Source organism: Longimicrobiales bacterium (genome assembly GCA_035764935.1).
In the GTDB taxonomy this organism is placed as follows: Bacteria; Gemmatimonadota; Gemmatimonadetes; order Longimicrobiales; family RSA9; genus DASTYK01.
The window spans coordinates 1-17,476 of sequence record DASTYK010000153.1 but is presented as its reverse complement, the minus strand read 5'-3'; the positions used below and the strand labels follow the sequence as shown (position 1 = coordinate 17,476).

At 68.9% G+C, this 17,476-nt stretch carries 14 protein-coding genes; 4 read left to right on the top strand and 10 right to left on the bottom strand.

What is annotated here, in order from left to right; all coding sequences use genetic code 11:
• Nucleotides 1-374 precede the first annotated feature (374 nt).
• The 4 genes from VFU06_13040 to VFU06_13025 are packed head-to-tail and all read right to left on the bottom strand — an operon-like array spanning nucleotide 375 to nucleotide 7,493.
• Nucleotides 375-1,721, bottom strand: coding sequence for a sigma-54 dependent transcriptional regulator (locus tag VFU06_13040; GenBank protein HEU5210313.1), 1,347 nt, complete (start codon nucleotides 1,719-1,721; stop codon nucleotides 375-377).
• Complete coding sequence (locus VFU06_13035; GenBank protein HEU5210312.1) at nucleotides 1,718-3,397, bottom strand: ATP-binding protein; 1,680 nt, start codon at nucleotides 3,395-3,397, stop codon at nucleotides 1,718-1,720. The genes VFU06_13040 and VFU06_13035 overlap by 4 nt, the downstream gene beginning before the upstream one ends.
• On the bottom strand, nucleotides 3,394-4,731 hold the full coding sequence (locus tag VFU06_13030) for an ABC transporter substrate-binding protein (protein ID HEU5210311.1): 1,338 nt from the start codon (nucleotides 4,729-4,731) through the stop codon (nucleotides 3,394-3,396). Before VFU06_13030 ends, VFU06_13035 begins: the two co-directional genes overlap by 4 nt.
• Nucleotides 4,728-7,493: an AsmA-like C-terminal region-containing protein gene (locus VFU06_13025; GenBank protein ID HEU5210310.1), complete on the bottom strand. Its 2,766-nt coding sequence runs from the start codon at nucleotides 7,491-7,493 to the stop codon at nucleotides 4,728-4,730. The genes VFU06_13030 and VFU06_13025 overlap by 4 nt, the downstream gene beginning before the upstream one ends.
• Before the next feature lie 180 nt (nucleotides 7,494-7,673).
• Between VFU06_13025 and VFU06_13020 the strand changes: the two genes are divergently transcribed.
• A complete protein-coding gene (locus VFU06_13020) occupies nucleotides 7,674-8,942 on the top strand; it encodes a PQQ-dependent sugar dehydrogenase (protein HEU5210309.1) in 1,269 nt (422 codons plus the stop codon).
• Here the strand turns inward: VFU06_13020 and VFU06_13015 are convergent.
• The 5 genes from VFU06_13015 to sulP all read right to left on the bottom strand — a co-directional run bounded on the left by VFU06_13015 (nucleotide 8,939) and on the right by sulP (nucleotide 15,155).
• Entirely contained in the window at nucleotides 8,939-10,387 is a 1,449-nt protein-coding gene (locus VFU06_13015; protein ID HEU5210308.1) for a HAMP domain-containing sensor histidine kinase, read from the bottom strand. The genes VFU06_13020 and VFU06_13015 overlap by 4 nt on opposite strands.
• A 46-nt stretch (nucleotides 10,388-10,433) precedes the next feature.
• Entirely contained in the window at nucleotides 10,434-10,850 is a 417-nt protein-coding gene (locus tag VFU06_13010) for a DUF3568 family protein (protein HEU5210307.1), read from the bottom strand.
• Between the two features lie 134 nt (nucleotides 10,851-10,984).
• Nucleotides 10,985-12,451 carry a phospholipase D-like domain-containing protein gene (locus tag VFU06_13005; protein HEU5210306.1) on the bottom strand — a complete coding sequence of 489 codons (1,467 nt, stop codon included), beginning with the start codon at nucleotides 12,449-12,451 and terminating at the stop codon, nucleotides 10,985-10,987.
• Nucleotides 12,432-13,190, bottom strand: coding sequence for a DUF2071 domain-containing protein (locus tag VFU06_13000; protein ID HEU5210305.1), 759 nt, complete (start codon nucleotides 13,188-13,190; stop codon nucleotides 12,432-12,434). The genes VFU06_13005 and VFU06_13000 overlap by 20 nt, the downstream gene beginning before the upstream one ends.
• A 276-nt stretch (nucleotides 13,191-13,466) precedes the next feature.
• Nucleotides 13,467-15,155 (bottom strand): sulfate permease, encoded by a 1,689-nt coding sequence (sulP, locus tag VFU06_12995; protein HEU5210304.1) that lies wholly within the window; start codon nucleotides 15,153-15,155, stop codon nucleotides 13,467-13,469.
• 131 nt (nucleotides 15,156-15,286) lie between these two features.
• On the opposite strand from sulP, the gene VFU06_12990 reads away from it, so the two are divergent.
• Entirely contained in the window at nucleotides 15,287-15,895 is a 609-nt protein-coding gene (locus VFU06_12990; GenBank protein HEU5210303.1) for a TetR family transcriptional regulator C-terminal domain-containing protein, read from the top strand.
• Between the two features lie 43 nt (nucleotides 15,896-15,938).
• Entirely contained in the window at nucleotides 15,939-16,310 is a 372-nt protein-coding gene (locus VFU06_12985; GenBank protein ID HEU5210302.1) for a hypothetical protein, read from the top strand.
• 3 nt (nucleotides 16,311-16,313) lie between these two features.
• Here VFU06_12985 and VFU06_12980 read toward each other — a convergent pair whose 3' ends face one another.
• Nucleotides 16,314-16,919: a DUF4142 domain-containing protein gene (locus tag VFU06_12980; protein HEU5210301.1), complete on the bottom strand. Its 606-nt coding sequence runs from the start codon at nucleotides 16,917-16,919 to the stop codon at nucleotides 16,314-16,316.
• 188 nt (nucleotides 16,920-17,107) lie between these two features.
• On the opposite strand from VFU06_12980, the gene VFU06_12975 reads away from it, so the two are divergent.
• On the top strand, nucleotides 17,108-17,476 hold a 369-nt coding region (locus tag VFU06_12975), incomplete at its 3' end, for a helix-turn-helix domain-containing protein (GenBank protein ID HEU5210300.1).

The following is a 17,476-nucleotide window of genomic DNA, read 5'->3' as shown; positions in this document are numbered from 1 at the left end:
CGCGGTTCGCGTTGTCCAGCGGCGCCAGGGAAAGGCAAGCGTGCGACCGTTCCGGGAAGGAGCTGCCCGGTCAGCTGTATGTCGTTGTGTCCGTGATGATTATGAAGATCCGGAGGCGGAGATCGGAGGTCCGGCCAGGTCGATTTCGTGTACTCCCGGACACGTGGCTCAGCGACTGATGTGTCCGCATGGACACGTATGACATCGGTTAACCACGGAGGACACAGAGCTACAGAGAACAAACTGAGACGGCTGATAACGCTCTACCACGGCATGTCTGCGTGTACTCGAAGCCATGCGGCCGATGTGCGCGGGCTGCACTCGGGGAATACTCCGTGGGCTCCGTGTTCTCTGTGGTTGAAAATATCAGGGATTCACGACCGCTCGATGCGAAGTCGCCGCATGACCTTCAGCAAACTTGCATGATCCGCCAGTCCCAGCTCGCGGGCGGTATTCGTGATGTGCCACCCGTTGCGGTCGAGTGCATCGACGATGATCTGCCGCTCTGCCTCCGCGCGGCGCGCCTGCAACGTGGGCGACTCGCTTCCTTCCGGGGCAACGATCTCGGGCGGCACGTGCTCGGCGAGGATGAGGTCGTCGTCCGCGGCGATGACGAGCCGCTCGACGATGTTGCGCAGCTCGCGAACGTTGTTGCGACGCCAGTCGTAGCGCTGGAGGAGAGCGAGTGCCTCGTCGTCGATCCGCTTCGTGCGCATGCCGAAGCGCTCACAGATGGAACGCAGGAAATGATCGACGAGGAGGGGGACGTCGCTCGAGCGCTCGCGCAGCGCGGGTACGCGCAGCACGTGCACGTTGAGGCGGTAGTAGAGGTCCTGGCGGAATCGCTTTGCGGCGACGTCGGCCTCGAGGTCACGATGCGTGGCGGCGACGACGCGCGCTTCGACCGGCGTGGTTCGTTCGGCGCCGAGCCGGGTGATCTCGCGGGCCTCGAGCGCGCGCAGCAGCTTTGCCTGTGCGGCGGGCGGCAGCTCTCCGATCTCGTCCAGGAAGAGCGTACCCCGCCCGGCGAGCTCGAACGCACCGCGGCGCGCGCGGTCCGCGCCGGTGAAGGCGCCCTTCTCATGGCCGAACAGCTCGCTTTCCACGAGGGACTCGGGCAGGGCCGCGCAGTTCAATGCGACGAACGGCGCCTTCGGCTCGGTGCCGAGGCGATGCAGGTCGCGGGCGACGAGCTCCTTGCCGGATCCGCTTTCGCCGAGGATGAGGACGGGACTGGGGATCGGTGCGAGGCGACGGATCTCGTCGTGCAGACGTCGCATGGCGCTGCCGTCTCCGATCAGCGAACTCTCCCCCTCCACGCGCGCCCGCAACCGCTTGACCTCGCCTTCGAGCCGGCCGCGCTCGAGGGCGTTGCGCACCTCCTGCACGACACGCTGCATCGGCTCGGCCTTGTCGATGAAGCCCCAGGCGCCCAGCCGCACCGCCTGCACACAGCGGTCGAAGTCGCCGGTCCCGGTATAGACGATGACGGGCACGTCCAGGCCGCGCTCGCGCATGGTGCGCAGCACCTCGAACCCGTCCATGCCCGGCATCTCGAGGTCCAGGATCATGCAGTCGACGTCCTCCTCGACCAGCGCAGCGATCGCATCCCGGCCGCTGGCGACGGTACGGGTGCGGTAGCCCCCGAGGCGGCGCAGGTCGTATGCGTACTGCTCGGCCATCGCGGCGACGTCGTCTACGATCAGGATGCGTTCGCTCACCCCGCCTCCGGCAGCTCGATGCGGAAGGTCGCGCCGCGACCCGGCTCACTCGCGACGCGGATCCGCCCGCCCATGTCATTGACGAGCCGCCGCACGATCGAGAGTCCGAGCCCCGTGCCGTGCGGCCTGGTCGTGTGGAAGTCGTCGAAGATGCGGTCGAGATCGTCGGGCGCAATGCCGCTGCCCGTGTCGGCCACGCTGATCACGACGCGTGAGCCGTCGGCAGTGACTTCGGCAGCCGTCGTGACCGTGACGGTGCCGCTGCCGTTGCCGATGCTGTCGAGTGCGTTCACGACCAGGTTCTCGACCACGCGTCGCAGCGACACGGGATCCGCCGACACGACGAGCGGTGCGGCGGCGAGCCGCAGCGTGACCGCCCGCGTGGAGTCGACGGCACTGCGGATGACGTCGTTGACGTCGACCGGAACACGCGAAGCCGCCGGTGTGAGCCGCGCATAGCTGGTGGCGAGCTTCTCGAGGTAGCCGACGCCGGAGCGGAGCGTCGGTGCCCGCTCCGCAAACACCCGGGACAGGTCGGCAGGCGACTCGTGCGCCACCTCGTCGAGGTGGTGGATCACGTTGCGGATCGGGAGCAGGCCGTTCCGGATATCGTGGTTCACCTGGCGCGCGATGTCGCCGACGGTGGCCCGGCGCTCGGCGCTGCGCAGCTCTGCCGCGCTCGCGCGCAGCCGCTGCACCATTGCATCCAGCACGCGAGCCAGCGAGCCGACCTCGTCGAAGCGCCGCGTCGCGAAGCTGGTGTCGAGTCGCTCGAGATCGATGCGACGCGCGCGCGCCGCCAGCTCCTCCAGTGGTCGATTCACGCGCGCCGCGAGCACACGCGCAATCAGGATCGCAAGCAGGACGGCGGCAACGATTGCAGCAAGCAGCCAGGCATCCATGCCGCGCCGGATCACCGCCAGGGGCGCGGTCGAGTGCCGGATCGTCCACGTCGCAACCGGTTCGCGCGCGCCCGGCGAATCCCCCGCGGTGCCGATGTCGTCCACGAACGGCGTCGAAACGTCTTCCAGGAAATCACCGCCACCTGCTGACACCGCAGCGGATGCGAGCTCGCCTCCGGGGTGCGACAGGGTTACGACCAGTGTACCGGACTCGTCCCGTGCGAGTCTCCGCACGAAAGCGCTGTCGACCTCGATGCCACCGGCCAGCAGGAACGTGCGCCCTGCGATGGTGAAGCGGTGCACGCGCGCCAGCGCCAGAAAGCGTCCCGAGGCGCGTCGCGCCTGCACCAGGATGGGGCCGCTCGATCCTGCGTCACGCAGGGCCGAGGCACGGCGTCCGTAGTCATTGCGGAAATGGCCCGAGCTCAGAACCGTGGCCTCGGCATCGAGCAGCAGCAGGTAGTCCAGGCCTGCCGCAGGCATCACGCGCGTCGCATAATCGCGCAATCCGCCGGCGCGGCCCTCCTGCATCAGCGCCGCGCGTACGGCCGCATCGTCGACGATCGCTGAGCCGAGCGCCGCGAGCCGCGCGTCGAGGTCGACGGCAATCCCTGCAAGGTCAGCGCGGATGACTTCGACGGCGCCGTCCACGCGCGCCTGGTATTGCGCACCGAGCCGCTCCGCGACCTCGCGCCGGGCGCCGATCGCGAAGACGAGCAGCGGGACAGCCGCTGCCGCCACGCTTGCGAGCAGAATTCGCGTGCGGACACTCATCGCACTGGGCCGAACCGGGGTGTGCCTGCTGCGTCGGTGGTGATGCTGCCGATGCCGGCGCGGTGGACCAGGTGATCGCGCGCGTCCACGAGAGGCGTCGTGCGCAGTCCCGCGGCGGCAACAGCGGAGTATGCGGGGTCCGCTCCACTGCAGTGCCGCATGGCGACGACGAACAGCCCGCCCGCTCCGGCACGCATCTCTTCCAGCAGCGCATCGGCATCGACGGCTCGCGCGGTCAACGGTGCGCTGACGGTGGGCGGCAACAGCATGCGCAGCCACGTCGGCGTGCGGTCCACCGGCCACGACAGTGCCGCAATGCGTTCCGCCATGCCCCTCGCGATGTCGTCGCCGCGCGGGTACGCGACGGTCGCAGCCGCCGGTCGAGACGACACACTCCCGGCGCCAGTGGTGCACCATGCCGGTGAGGTCATGCCCGCCGCGCGCGTTCCGGTTGCCGCCGCATCCCGCGCCAGCGACTCCCGCTCGGATTCCTCCGGAAGGATGGAGCCCTCTCCCGCCGGCGACACCAGGGCATAGGTGCGGTTCCACGGCAGGGGTCGGACTGCATACTCAGCGAGAAGCCGCGCATACGCGATCGTCGCCGCATGCGCTGTCATGAGCAGGTCGACGCCCGAGTCGAGTGCGCCGCGCGGATCATCGCCCGGGACGCGTACGGCGCGGAGTGTATCCGGTGCGGCGGGATCCGGTTGCGTCCGCACGAGCCGCAGGCCGCGCGTGTCCGGCTCCGGCCGGTACGCGCCGGTGCCGACCGGCCAGGCGCCCGCTCCGGTGACCCGTGTGACGGAGAGCGCGGGCTGCGCGAAGAAGAAGGCGTTCTGCGGCTCGTTCAGCCGCACGTGCAGCTCCTGCTCACCGGCTGCGGCAACCGCGGCGAGCGCCGGCAGGTTCGAAGTCGACAAGGATGTCGCGGCTGCGGCCGCGTCGAGCGGCGTGCCATCCGAGAAACGGATCCCCTGGCGCAGCCGGAAGCTCCACGTCAGCCGATCGGGCGAAGCGGACCACGACTCTGCGAGCGCCGGTACCGGTGCACCGTTGCAGTCGACGCGGAGGAGTGCTTCATAGATCTGGGCGAACAGCAGTCGCTCGTCGCTGTTCGTCGGAACCGGTGCGTTGCGCGGGTCGATGCGGTCGCCCACGGCGATGCGGATGGCGGGCGCCGCGGACGTCGCGGCGGCGGTGCACGCATCCGCTGCGATGCCGGGCGCCGCTGCGGACGTCGCGCAGCCGGCCGAAAGCGCGACGAGAAGCGCACACGCAGGCCTGGCAGCCGCGGCGCACGGCGTCGCAGGGCGACCCTGCCGCGGGCGGCTCACCCCTGCACGGCCTCCGCGTTGCGCCGCGCCTCGGCGACGATCGACTCGGCGCGCGCATCGGCCTCCGCCATGATCCGGTCCGCCGATTCGTCCGCCTCCTGCCGCAGCTTCGCCGCGGCGGTGCGGGCGGCAATGCGCGTCGCGGGGTTCGACGCGCGCGCCTCCAGTGAGTCCGCCCGCGCATGTCCCTCGCTCCGCACCTGTTCGGCGAGCCTGCGTCCCTCCTCGCGGACCTGCTCCGCACGCTGCTCCGCCTCCGCGACCAGTTGGGCCGCACGCGCAGCGGCCGCGGAGTCGATCCGCTCGGCTGCGGCCTCGCGGCGTTCCGTTGCGACGTCGCGCAGCGCCTGCTCGACCCCGCCAGTGACGCTCTCGGCGACGTTTGCAAGCCGTGTGTCGATCGTCGGATCGTTGACGGTCCCGCCCAGGTCGATCCCAAGTGCGATGCGCTGGGCACTCGACAGGTCGATGCCCAGCCGTGATGCGTCGGCGCCGAGGCTGGCCAGAATCGGCGACGCATCGCTGCCCAGCAGGTTCCGCGGCAGCTCGAGCTGCAGGTCGTAGTCCAGTGAGCGGTCGATGCCGTTGGAGCCGGCCACGTGCAGCTTCGCGCCGGCGATGCCGACGTCGAACGGCTGGACGTGCAGTCGCCCGCCGCGGATCTCGAAGGACGACGCGATCGCGTTCAGCGCGGGCTGCTCGAGGGCGCTCACGTTCAGCCTGTCGCTCAGCAGCGCGAACGCGGGAAACCCGCTGATCACGAGCTGCGACGTCTCGAACGAGCCCAGACCCGTGAGCGCCTCGTACAATGGCATCATGTCCGTGCCCATGGCGCCGTTCAGCCGCACGTCCGCGGACACGCGCCCCTGCGCGTACTCCGCGATCGGAGCGAGCACCTTCACCGTGTTGAGCGATGCGAATGCCGAGGGGATATCGATCTCCTCGACCCGGAGCTGCACGTCGAACGAGGGCGAGTCCGGCCGCACCGTCTCGTACCAGCCGCTGGCAACGGCCGAGCCGCCGAGCATGTTCATGCGAAACCCGTCCAGCGTGATCCGCTGATCGCGGATGTGCACTGCGCCCCGTGCATCCGTGTACTCGACAGGGCCGAACACCAGCTCCTCCGCAGCGGCATCCAGCGTGAAGTCGATACCAGCCGGAACCGGAATGACTTCGCGGTCCTCCTGCTCCGAGCGCCATTCGTTGAGGTCGAAGCGCGGACTGCGTACGCTGGCGCGCCCCCGCAGCTCCTGGTCACGCAGCACGAAGCCGAGCAGGTTGTCCAGCCGTCCGTCCGCGCGGACCTCGCTGCTGCCCAGTGTGCCGCGGAACGACGTCAGCTCCGCGTGCTGCGGCGAGAGCTGCAGCCGCGCTTCCTGCACCTGGATGGGGTGCGGCAGCGTCGCCGTGCGCACTGCAACACCCGACGCCGCCACCGTTCCACTCGCATCCACCTGCTCGAAATTGCCGGTGTCCAGCGCGGAGTAGCGTGCCCGCACCGCGACGTCAGCCGTTACCACGCCGGCGAGCTGCTCGACGTCCGGCATCTTCACGGTGCCGGCCAGGTCGTCGAGCCTGAGTGTGCCCGCGGCGCGCAGATCGAGCTGGGGATCGGACACGGGCGTGCGCAGTGTGAAGGACGCATCCACCGGATCGCTGCCGATCACCATGTGAAAGCGCTCCAGCGCGATCACGGTGCTGTCCGCGTGGCCGCCGGGATTGGTGATCACGAGTGAAGCACCGATCTCGCGCGCCGGCAGCGGCAGGTCGGGGTAGCGGAACCGACCCTCGTCTACCGTCGCATTCAGTGCGAACGACGGGAATGATGCCGGTCCATACGCCCCGCGCACGAATCCGTCGACGCGCATCCGCCCGGATGCCTGCAGCGCCGCGAAGTCGTTCGCGTACACCGCCGGCACCAGCGACAGGATGTCGCCGAATGACGTGCCGGGCGTCTGAAACGCCAGGTCCAGCGCGACGTCGTCACCCGCTGCAGCGACGGATCCGCCGAAGGCGAGGACCAGGCGGTTGAGGCGCAGGCCTGCATCCGAAAGGGTAATGCGCTGCGCGGAGCGGTCGGCGTCCAGCTTCGTTTTCAGCTCCAGCTCGACGTTGCTCACGTAGGGCATGCCGGCGAACTCGATGCTCGCGCTGTCCGCGTGAAGGCTCGCGTCGATCGTGAACCGCTCGCTCGTGAAATCGCCGCCCAGGTCGTGCCGGATGCCATTGAGCCGCGCATGCAGGCCCGACTGCCGGTTCTCGAACACGACGGCCCCGTCGCGCAGCTCCAGCGAGCGAAGCTGCAGCGCCAGTGCCCGCTCCTCCGTCTCCTGTGTGCCTTCCTGCGCACGCAGAATGTCCCAGCTGGCCGTCCCGTCCTCCAGCACGAGCAGACGGGCGCGCGGCCGATCGACGGTGATCGAGCGGATCTCGAGAGCACCCGTCCCTCGCACCACGCGCAGCACGCTGCCGAGATCCAGCACGACACCGATGCCGTCGGCGGCAAGCAGCGTGTCGCCGGCAAAGGGCTCATGGCCGACGATCTCCGGCCGCTCGAGGCGCAGCGTCGCATGCGGGAAACCACGCAGCAGGCTGACGCTGGCGTCCTGCCAGCTCACGTCCGCATTCAGGTTGCGCGCGATCATGGTGCGCACGTGCCCTTCGATCCGGCCGCCGAACAGCAGCGGCAGCGCCAGGAGGAGCAGCAGTACGAGGAGAACGGTCGCGGCCGCGGTCGCGGCGATCTTCTGGTGCCGTGTCATTGCACAGGGGTCGGGTTCGTCGGGGAGTCAGGGAACGCTCGCGGCTTTCCCGCGCCGGGACAAGCCCCCGCAGGGGCGGATACCGCGTGACAGCGTTGCAGCACTGGCGGTTTCGGTCCCGGCGTATGACGTTCTGAACGACCCGCTGACAACATGACCAGCTTTCCTGCGAGAGGTCTCATGGTACGAAACCGCAACGCTGCTCCCCACCTTGCCGCCGGTCTCGCGCTCCTGTTCGGGTGCGGACAGCAACTGGAGGACGGGGCGAGCGGCGCCGAAAGCGCGCAGAATGCGCCTGCCGCCGAGTCGCAGTGTGTGCCGCTGGAGACGAACGACCCGAACGCGCCGGATCAGCAGCCCGCATTCGAAGGTCAGACACGGACCTGCGGCGTTCGTTCCGGTGTCGCATTCGATGTCGAGGTGATCGCCAGCGGACTCGAGCATCCATGGGCCGTGGAGCCGCTACCCGACGGCAGCCTGCTCGTGACGGAGCGACCCGGCCGGATGCGTGTGGTTTCGGCGAGCGGGACTGTGAGCGAGCCGATCACGGGGCTGCCGCGCGTGGACGCGCGCGGGCAGGGCGGGCTGCTCGACGTTGCGCTCAGCCCCACCTTCCAGCAAGACCGCACGATCTTCTGGAGCTACGCCGAGCCGCGTGAGGGTGGCAACGGCACCGCCGTCGCCCGCGGCGTGCTCTCGGACGACCGATCCAGCGTCAGCCAGGTCCAGGTGATCTTCCGGGTTGAACCGACGTATGACGGCCGGGCACATTTCGGCTCACGGCTCGCCTTCGGCCCCGACGGTACACTCTACATCACGACCGGCGACCGCTCGGTCGCCGACATGCGCCACCACGCCCAGGAGCTGGACAACCACCTGGGCAAGGTCATGCGCATCAACGCGGATGGCAGTGTGCCGCAGGACAATCCTTTCGTGGGCCGGGAGGGCGCACAGCCCGAGATCTGGTCGTACGGGCACCGCAACATCCAGGCGCTGGCGTTCGATCCGCAGGACCGCCTGTGGCTCATCGAGCACGGCACGCGCGGCGGCGACGAGCTCAACCTCATCCGCCCCGGCGTCAACTATGGCTGGCCCGTCCAGGCCTACGGCATCGAGTATCGCGGCGACCCGATCGCGGGCTCATCACCGGCTCCGGAGGGCTTCACGCAGCCTGTCTACTACTGGGATCCCGTGATCGCGCCGTCCGGTGCGCAGTGGTACACCGGGGAGCTGTTCCCGCGCTGGCAGAACAGCCTGTTCATCGGGGGGATGGCGAGCGCCCGCCTGGTCCGCCTGGAAGTCGAAGGCGAGCGCGTCACCGGCGAGGAGCACCTGCTGCATGATCGCGGACAGCGCATCCGTGATGTGCGCCAGGGTCCGGACGGCGCTCTCTACATCGTCACCGACGAGGACAACGGCGAGCTCTGGAAGCTGGTGCCGCGCGGCTAACCGACTGTGGCGGACCGGCGGCGATCGCGTGATCCCGCCGGCGCCGCCTCGTCGCGCTGCGGGATCCAGATCGCGAACGTCGCGCCCTCGACCGAGTCTTCGATCGTAAGATCACCGCCCAGCTGACGGGCCAGGGCGCGCGCCGTCGGCAGCCCCAGGCCGTGCCCCCGGATCGGCGAGTTGTCGTGCAGGCGCGTGAACTCGTCGAAGATCGCGTCGCGGTGCTCGGGCGGAATGCCGGGGCCGCTGTCCGCCACCTCCACGACGAGCCACTCCCCGGGCCGCTCCGTGCCGAGATCGCGCACGACGCGCGTGCGCACCTCGATCCGGCCGGGGGCCGGGGTGTACTTCAACGCGTTCGACAGCAGGTTGTCCAGCACCTGTCGCAGGCGAATCGGATCCGTGTGGGCGATCAGTGGTTCGTCGCACAGGATCGCCTCGATCTCGTGTCCGGTGTGCACGGCCGTCGCCCGATGATCTGCCACCGCTTCCCGCAACAGCGCTGCAACCTCCACCTGCTCACGACGCAAGGTCACCGCGGAATCCGCGCGGGCGAGATCGAGCAGATCGGCAATGATCGAGAGAGCGCTGTCGACTGACCGCTCGATCCCCTCCACCAGCGGCCGCTGCCCGTCCGTGAGCGGCCCCTTGATCTCCATGCCCAGCAGCTCCGCGTACCCCTTCGCGGCACCAAGCGGGTTCTTCACGTCATGCGTGATGCCCCGTAACAGCCGCGTCCGCGCATCGGCAAGCCGTTCCGTCTCCTGCAGCGCCGCGTCCGCTTCCGCACGCCGATAGTCGGCCACGGCAGCCAGCCTGCGCACACGCATCTCGATCGCGATCACCGCGCCGGCGGCGACCAGCGCGAGCAGCCCCAGCGCGACCGTGAACACCAGCCCCAACCGTTCCGCGGAAGCGATGTCGAGGCGCACCTCAGCCGTGAAGTCCCGGATCGATTCGTCCACCTCCCAGACGCTACGCATCGTCTGCACGAAGAGCTGGCTCTCCCCCTGCAGCAGATCCGGCTGCTGCACGGCGTCCGCGCTCAGCACCACGTCCTCGTTGACGCGCGCATGCCACTGGTCGGCAAGTGTGCGCGCCTCGATGAACTGCGCCTGGACATCCTGCCCCAGTGCCTGGACCATCTCCCCCAGGCGTTCGCTGATGCGCTGCTCGTCCGCAAACGCCTCGTCGTAAATGGTGACCTGCACGCTGTCGCCGGTGAGCAGCAGCTGGTTCAGTGCGGCAATCTCACGCACCAGATCGAACTGCCATTGCATGACCAGCGTACGTGCCGGTTCGGAGAGTGTGATCTGTGAACGAAGGGCGGTGACGCGCTGCTGCACGACGGACGGAACGATCACGAGGAGGATGAGCGTGGTCAGCACGAACGCGATGGCGACTCGCCACGCGGAGGGCCGCTCCATCATCGGTCCTCTGCTCATGCCTGCACGGCTGTGCGGCGCCGGCCGCAACCGGCGCCGCGTGCGGTCAGAGTCGCTGCATGATCGCGCGCAACAGTTCTTCCGCGCGGTCCTGGCTGTAGTCGGCGACGTCCTTGCTGACCGTCACCTCGACCTCCGACAGTGTATCGCCGGAATCGCGTTCGATGTCTACGACGTATTTCCACTCGCCCTCCGTGCCCTGCACCTCGATACCATCGTCCTCCGTCTTGCGTTCCGTCAGCGTGATGCCGAGTGCAGTGAACGCTTCCGTCGTCGCGTTCGCAATGTCGCCGACAGAGGCATCGAGGTTCGACGTCGCACCGCGGTCATTGTATGCGATCGCCGCCGCCGCTGCGGCGCCTGCGCCGACGGCCGTGGTCGCCGTCGAGCTGCCGCATGCGGCGAGTGCCGGAACGACGAGCAGTGCACTCAGGACCGAAAACCGGGGCCGCTTCGTATTCATAAAGTCTCTCCCTGCTGGGGGTTACGCGCACCCTCAAGCATGCAACGCGCGTTCCCGCGCAAACCCGGGTGGAGACGGGTTCGTGAGTCCGGTGGCCCTGCCGCGGGCTGTCCTTCGATCTGGGCCCGAGCGGGTCACGGATCAGGGGGCCGGGGATGGGGCACCGGCGGCTGCCGGCGGCGCGAGCGCCAGAGACGGACGCCGCGCGCAAAGAGCGCAACGCCGATCCAGCCCGTTATGACGGCGGCGGGAATTGCGACGATGCGCGGCCACAGCAGCGCCGCGGCGCCAAGGCCGACGAGCACGACACCGACGCCCGAAACGATCCCCGCATCGGGAGGCCCGAGCACGCGCCGGTTGGTGACTGCGGCGGTGACCGTGTTGCCCACGCGCAGCGCACCCGCCGCGGCCCGTCCCGCGCTGCCCACGGTGCCGGGCGCGCGCACGACCTGCCCGTCGCGTCGCGGGAGACGCCGTCGCTCGCGCAGCAGGATCTCGGTCGCGTTCTCCAGGTCGGCGAGGTACTGCCTGCTCATGGCGGCAGCAACGCGCGGGTCCTCCACGATCACGTCCAGCTCGTAGTTCCCGAGCCAGCTCGCCACGTTGAGGTTGCTCGTGCCGATGCGCGCCCACTGGTCGTCTGCAACGGCCGTCTTGGCGTGGATCATCGGCCCGTTCCACTCGAACACGCGCACGCCCGCCTCGAGCAGCGGCCGGTAGCCCGCGCGCGAGAACGCGCGCATGATCGGAATGTCCGTCGTGCCGGGGACCAGCAGTCGCACATCCACGCCGTCCAGCGCGGCGGACCGGAGCGCCTCGACGTGGGACGGCATCCCCGCGAAGTACGCGTCGGTCAGCCACAGGGTGCGGCGTGCCGCGGACGCGAGCAGCTGATCGAAGCGCAGCAGCGCACCACGCACCGGCTCACTCGCGACCACCCGGAGTGCCACATCGCCGGCGAGGGTCAGCTCCGGGTCGACACGCTCGCCGGCCGGGATCGGCTCCCCGGCCAGTGACCAGATGCGCGCGAACGCATCCTCGACCTGGGACACAGCGGGCCCTCGCAGCTCCACCCCTGTATCACGCCAGGGAGCGATGCCGCGCGCCGCGTTGCCGACCCATTCATCGCCGACGCACAGCCCCGTCACGAACGCGACGTCGCCATCCACCACGAGCGACTTGCGATGGTCGCGGTGCACCCACGCGAACGGCCGCAGCGCCTGGAACGGATTGAATGCCCGCACGTCCACGCCCGCCTCGCGCAGCGCGCGCCAGAATGCCGGCGCAGTCTTGCCGATCGCCCCGAGCCAGTCGTAGACGACGCGGACCACGACACCCGCACGGGACCTGGCCATGAGCGCATCGGCAAACGTTCGGCCACTGCTGTCATCGCGCAGGATGTAGCTCTCGAAGTAGATGTAACGCTGCGCCGCGGCGATCGCGTCCAGCCAGGCGGGATAGTTCTCCGCCGCGTTGTTGAGCACACGCACGGCGTTGCCCTCGCTGCGCCGGACGCCGGCGGTGCGTGAGAACGCCTGGTCGATGAAAGACGGTTGAACGAGCGTCAGCTGCGTCGGGTGCTCAGCTCGGGCGTGCATCATCCAGCTCGGGAGCCCAGATCAGTGTGTCCTGCCGCTCCGAATAATGCAGCAGCGGCGCCACGTCGGGGAGAGTGATGCCGTGTGCTGCGGGCACGGTGTTCAGCCCGATCTCGGCCTCCGCACGCTGCAGCCGCCAGGGCACGTGGTGGATGTCGCCGCGCAGGACCCAGCCGTTGCGCAGTACGGTGAACAGCGCGTACCGCTCCGTCAGAAAGTGCTCGAGCGTGCCGTACCGGGGCTCGAAGCTCGTCCCCATCGGGCGGTAGCGCCCCTCGAACGCAGCATTGCCCTCCCTCCGGTAACTGCTGTACTCGATCCAGCCATCCCGGTCCTGCACTTCCATTCGTGCGTGGTGGTACGGCAGGCGGAACAGCGTGCGCGCAGCGATCACCGCAAGCGTGCTCGCCGCTTCCAGCGTGAAGAACCAGATGCCCGCGCGCGTGCCATGGCGCACGTACGTACGCAGGTTCATCTCGGGGAAATCGGAGATGACGGGGAACACGGGAATCCCGCGAGGACGCAGGTCGCGCAGGATGAAGGGCGTCAGGCCCAGCCAGGCACTCCCCTCAAACTCCTCGAGGGTGAGCTGCGGCGGAACCAGCGGCCGCAACACCGAAGCCGGCAGCGGCCAGTGTGCGAATAGGAGGCGCTGCCAGCTCTGGAACATGACCCACGGCATGCGCGGCTTCGGCCACGGCCTGTGCGCCGTGGCATGCTGGATCCCTTCGGTCTCCTGCACCGGTCACCTCCTCGCCGCGGCTCACGAAGACCACGACGGAATGCTCGCCGGTGCCATCGCATCCGGCCGGTCGGGCAGGCGTGGCAGATTCCAGCAGGGCTCGAGTGCCGCGGTCGCCAGAACGCCACCGCACATACCCGGCCAGTGCAGCCCCCGCCGCGATCAGCAGTGCTGCGGCCGCGACCAGGTGAAGCGCGAGTTCGTCGTGCGCGTCGCAGCTCGGTGTGACGATGAAGTACGCGACGCTCTGAACAGAAGAATCAGCACGACTCCTGGCTACTCCGCGCCTGCGTGCGCGACGGGCTGCACACCCGCAAGGTGCTCGCGCGCCCGTGCGAGCGCCTCCTCCAGCGTGGGAATGATCGCCTCTTCGCCGATGTCTTCCAGCAGGTGCGAGCGGCCGAGCGCTACCATCGGCTGCGAGTGCACGTCCGACAGCAGGATGAGCGTGCCCGCACGCCGCGAGCTGTGTACCATTTCCCGCAGCGCGTGCAGGCCCGTCGAGTCGATCGCAGGCACGTTGCGCATGCGCAGGATCAGCACCTTCGGTTTCCCGAGGACCGATTCGACCTGCTCCTTGAACGTCTTCGCCGCACCGAAGAAGAATGGACCGTTGATCTCGTATACTTCCACGCCGGGCGGGATCGTGTGGCCGCGCAGTCCGTTGGGGTCCGACTGGTAGGTGTCTCCGTTGTCCTGGAACTCACGCGTCATGACCTGCACGTTCGTGACCTCCGACATCCGCTTCATGAAGAGGAACGTCGCCAGCACCATACCCACCTGGATCGCCACCGAGAGGTCCACGAGAACCGTGAGACCGAACGTCGAAAGCATCACCAGGATGTCGCTCTTCGGTCCGCGGAACTCCGCCCTGAACGCGTGAGCCTCGCTCATGTTCCACGACACGACGACCAGGATCGCGCCCAGCGTCGCAAACGGGATGTATGCGGCGAGCCGACCGAAGAACAGCGTGATCAGCAGCAGCGTCACCGCGTGCACCATCCCCGCGACGGGGGTGCGGCCGCCGTTGCGCACGTTGGTCGCGGTGCGTGCGATCGCGCCCGTCGCAGGAATGCCGCCGAACACCGGCGTGACGACGTTCGCAACGCCCTGCGCGACCAGCTCCATGTTCGAGCGGTGCTTGCCGCCGATCATGCCGTCCGCGACCACCGCCGAGAGCAGCGATTCGATCGCGCCCAGCAGCGCGATCGCCAGGGCGGGCCCCACCAGCGCACGGACCGTCGCAAGATCGACGTCGGGTAGCGACGGTGACGGCAGCGAGGCGGAGATCGAGCCGAACCGGGAGCCGATCGTTTCCACATCCAGCGGCGTGAACCGCACGAGCAGCGTGGTCACCACGAGCGCGACGAAGGGTCCGGGAATGCGCCGGCTCACGCGCGGCCAGAGCAGGATGATCCCGAGCGCGAGCGCGGCGACCCCGATCGCCGCGGGATTCGCACTGCCCAGGTTGTCCAGGTAGGCGGCCCACTTCTCCAGGAAATCCGCAGGCACCTCACCCATACGCAGCCCGAGCAGGTCCTTCACCTGGCTCGAGAAGATGATCAGCGCGATGCCGCTCGTGAATCCGATTACGACCGGGTACGGGATGAACTTGACCGCGTTGCCCAGTCCCGTGAGCCCCAGTGCGACGAGCAGCAGCCCCGCCATGATGGTCGCGATCAGCAGGCCGTCCACACCGTACTGCTGCACGATGCCGTACACGATCACGACGAACGCGCCCGTCGGGCCGCCGATCTGCACGCGTGAGCCGCCGAGCGCGCTGATCAGAAAGCCCGCGATGATCGCCGTCCACAGACCGCGGTCGGGCGTGACACCGCTCGCAATCGCGAATGCGATCGCCAGCGGCAGGGCGACGATCCCGACGATCAGTCCCGCCGTCAGGTCAGCCGTGAATTGTGCGCGTGTGTAATTGCGAAGGGTGGTGACCAGCTTTGGAACGAGCACGTGACCTCTATCTGCAACCCGGCTGCATGCGCCCGCGGCGGCATCATCGCCTCCGGCAGCGCAGGCTATTGACCGGCCGGCCAATACCGGATACGCTACGCTTGATTGGTCACCGGGTCAATGGAGGGAGCATGCCCGGACAGAAGGCTGGAGAGGCAGAGCGTCGCGCCCAGATCCTGGCCGCAGCGTACGAGATCGCGGCCAGCGACGGACTCGCCCGACTTACCGTGCGGCGTGTCGCGGCCGAGGCGGGCCTGAGCCACGGCCTGGTGCACTTCCACTTCCGCACCAAGGCGGAGCTGCTCCTGGCGCTCCTGGACTGGGTGCTGGAACGCACGCCCGAGTACACACTGGCGCCCGCTGCCCGCAGGATGGAGGGTCCGGTCGCCAGGCTGCTCGCCCTGCTGCGCCAGGAGATCTCCCGCCTCACCAGCGATCGGCGTCGCGTGCACCTGTTCTTCGATTTCTGGCTGATCGGCACGCGGCACCCCGGCATCCGGAGCCGCATGCTCGCCGAGTTCGCCCGCCGACGGGACGCGTTCCGGCCGATGCTGGAGGAACTGCGTCGCGCGGAGCCCGATCGGCTGCGTGGCATCACGGTCGACGCCATGGCGGCCGCACTCGTCGCTCTGATCAAGGGCGCCGCCGTGCAGGCGGTGCTGGACCCCCGCGCGCTCGATACCGATGCGTTCCTGGCCGCGATCGACGCCCTGCTGCCTCAGCTGGAATCAGCAGCATGAGGCGTGGACCTCCGCCAGTGACCTCCCACGCGGAGCGCGGGGGATGAGCGGCGGACGCTCCGCCCTGCTCGTCGGGTTCGCCCGCGGACTGCAGGCCGCGATCGGCGACCTGCTCCAGCGGCACGGCTTCGAGGTGGAAAACGTGCCGGGCCCGGACCACGCCGTACTGCGCGTCCGCACGACGCCTCCCCACCTGCTCGTCATCACCGGACGCTGCGGTGTGGATGGCCTGCTCACCATCATGGGAGAGCTGGGCGCACCCCGCCGCACACGCATCGTCGTGCTTCTGCCCGGGCCCGATCCCGTCGCCGAAAAACAGTACCGCGCCGCCGGCGTGCGCGTGGTGCTGCGCATGCCGGTCGGCGCGGAGGACCTGCTCCGCCGCGCCGGTGTCGGCGAAGCGGATCCGGGCTGACGATCAGGACCCGCTGAGCTGCTGCTGCACCGTCCTCGCGTGCGTCAGGTGTCCCTCGAAGACCGGGCGCGCGTCCACCAGCGTCTGGCGCAGCTCACCATTGGTCGCGTTCGGGATCAGCAGTGAATCGACCGCATCGATGACCGCTTCGTGAAAGGCGATCTCGTTCTCGATGTAGGCCCGGTCGAACTCCGCACCCGAAAGAGCAGCCAGGCGCGCCCGCGTCTGCTCCGCGTCCGCCTGCAGCGAGCGGCTCACGTCGTTCTCCTCCGGCGTCACCCCGAGCCGGGCGACCAGCTCCGCCGCGCTCTCGTTCACCGCCGTGTGCGTGCCGACCATGGTCTCCGCAAACTGCCGTACCTGCGCATTGCTCGACTTCTCCAGCGCCTGCTCGCCATTCGCCACGTCGATCCCGTTCGCCGTAACGACGATCGCCGCGATCTGCGCGTCGTTCAGCGACGGCGCCGCCGCCTGATCGCCCTCGGGGGCACCCACCTCGGCCGCCGGCGTCGAGCTCTCCCCGACCTGCTCCTCCCCGTCCGCATTCGCGCATCCAGCCATCACAACGAGCAGCGCAGCTGCCCGCATCCATCCACCATGCTCGCGCATGATCGACCTCCTCGAGGTTCGTTGGTATCGGCCCTTGCATCCGGGCCACCCCCATCCTACGTCCGCTCGTGGCAATATGTCAATATATTTATTGATAAACTGGAAAAGGAGCGGCACCGCAGTTAAATTCCGGAACATGCACTGGTCCCCGGCGCCGCGAGGCGCGGGACAGGGAGAGGAACAGCACGATGGCGGATCAGGACTGGCGGAAGCGTCTCCTCGAATCGACGCGTGGGCGGGTGCTCAGCCGGCTGCGTCGCTCGGAGCACACCGTGAGCGAGCTGGCGGAAGCGCTGGGGCTGACGGACAATGGCGTTCGGCTGCACCTGGATGCGCTGCAGCGCGACGGGCTCGTCGAGCAGCGAGGCGTGCGGCGCGAGGGTGTCGGCAAGCCGGCCTACGTCTACGGAACCACGCCCGGCGCGGAAACGCTGTTCCCCAAGGCCTACGAGCCGGTGCTGAACGAGCTGCTGCGCGTGCTGGAAACGACGCACTCCCCGGAAGAGCTGGAGCGGCTCGTGCGCGAGACCGGCAGAAGGCTGGCCGCCGCGGCATCG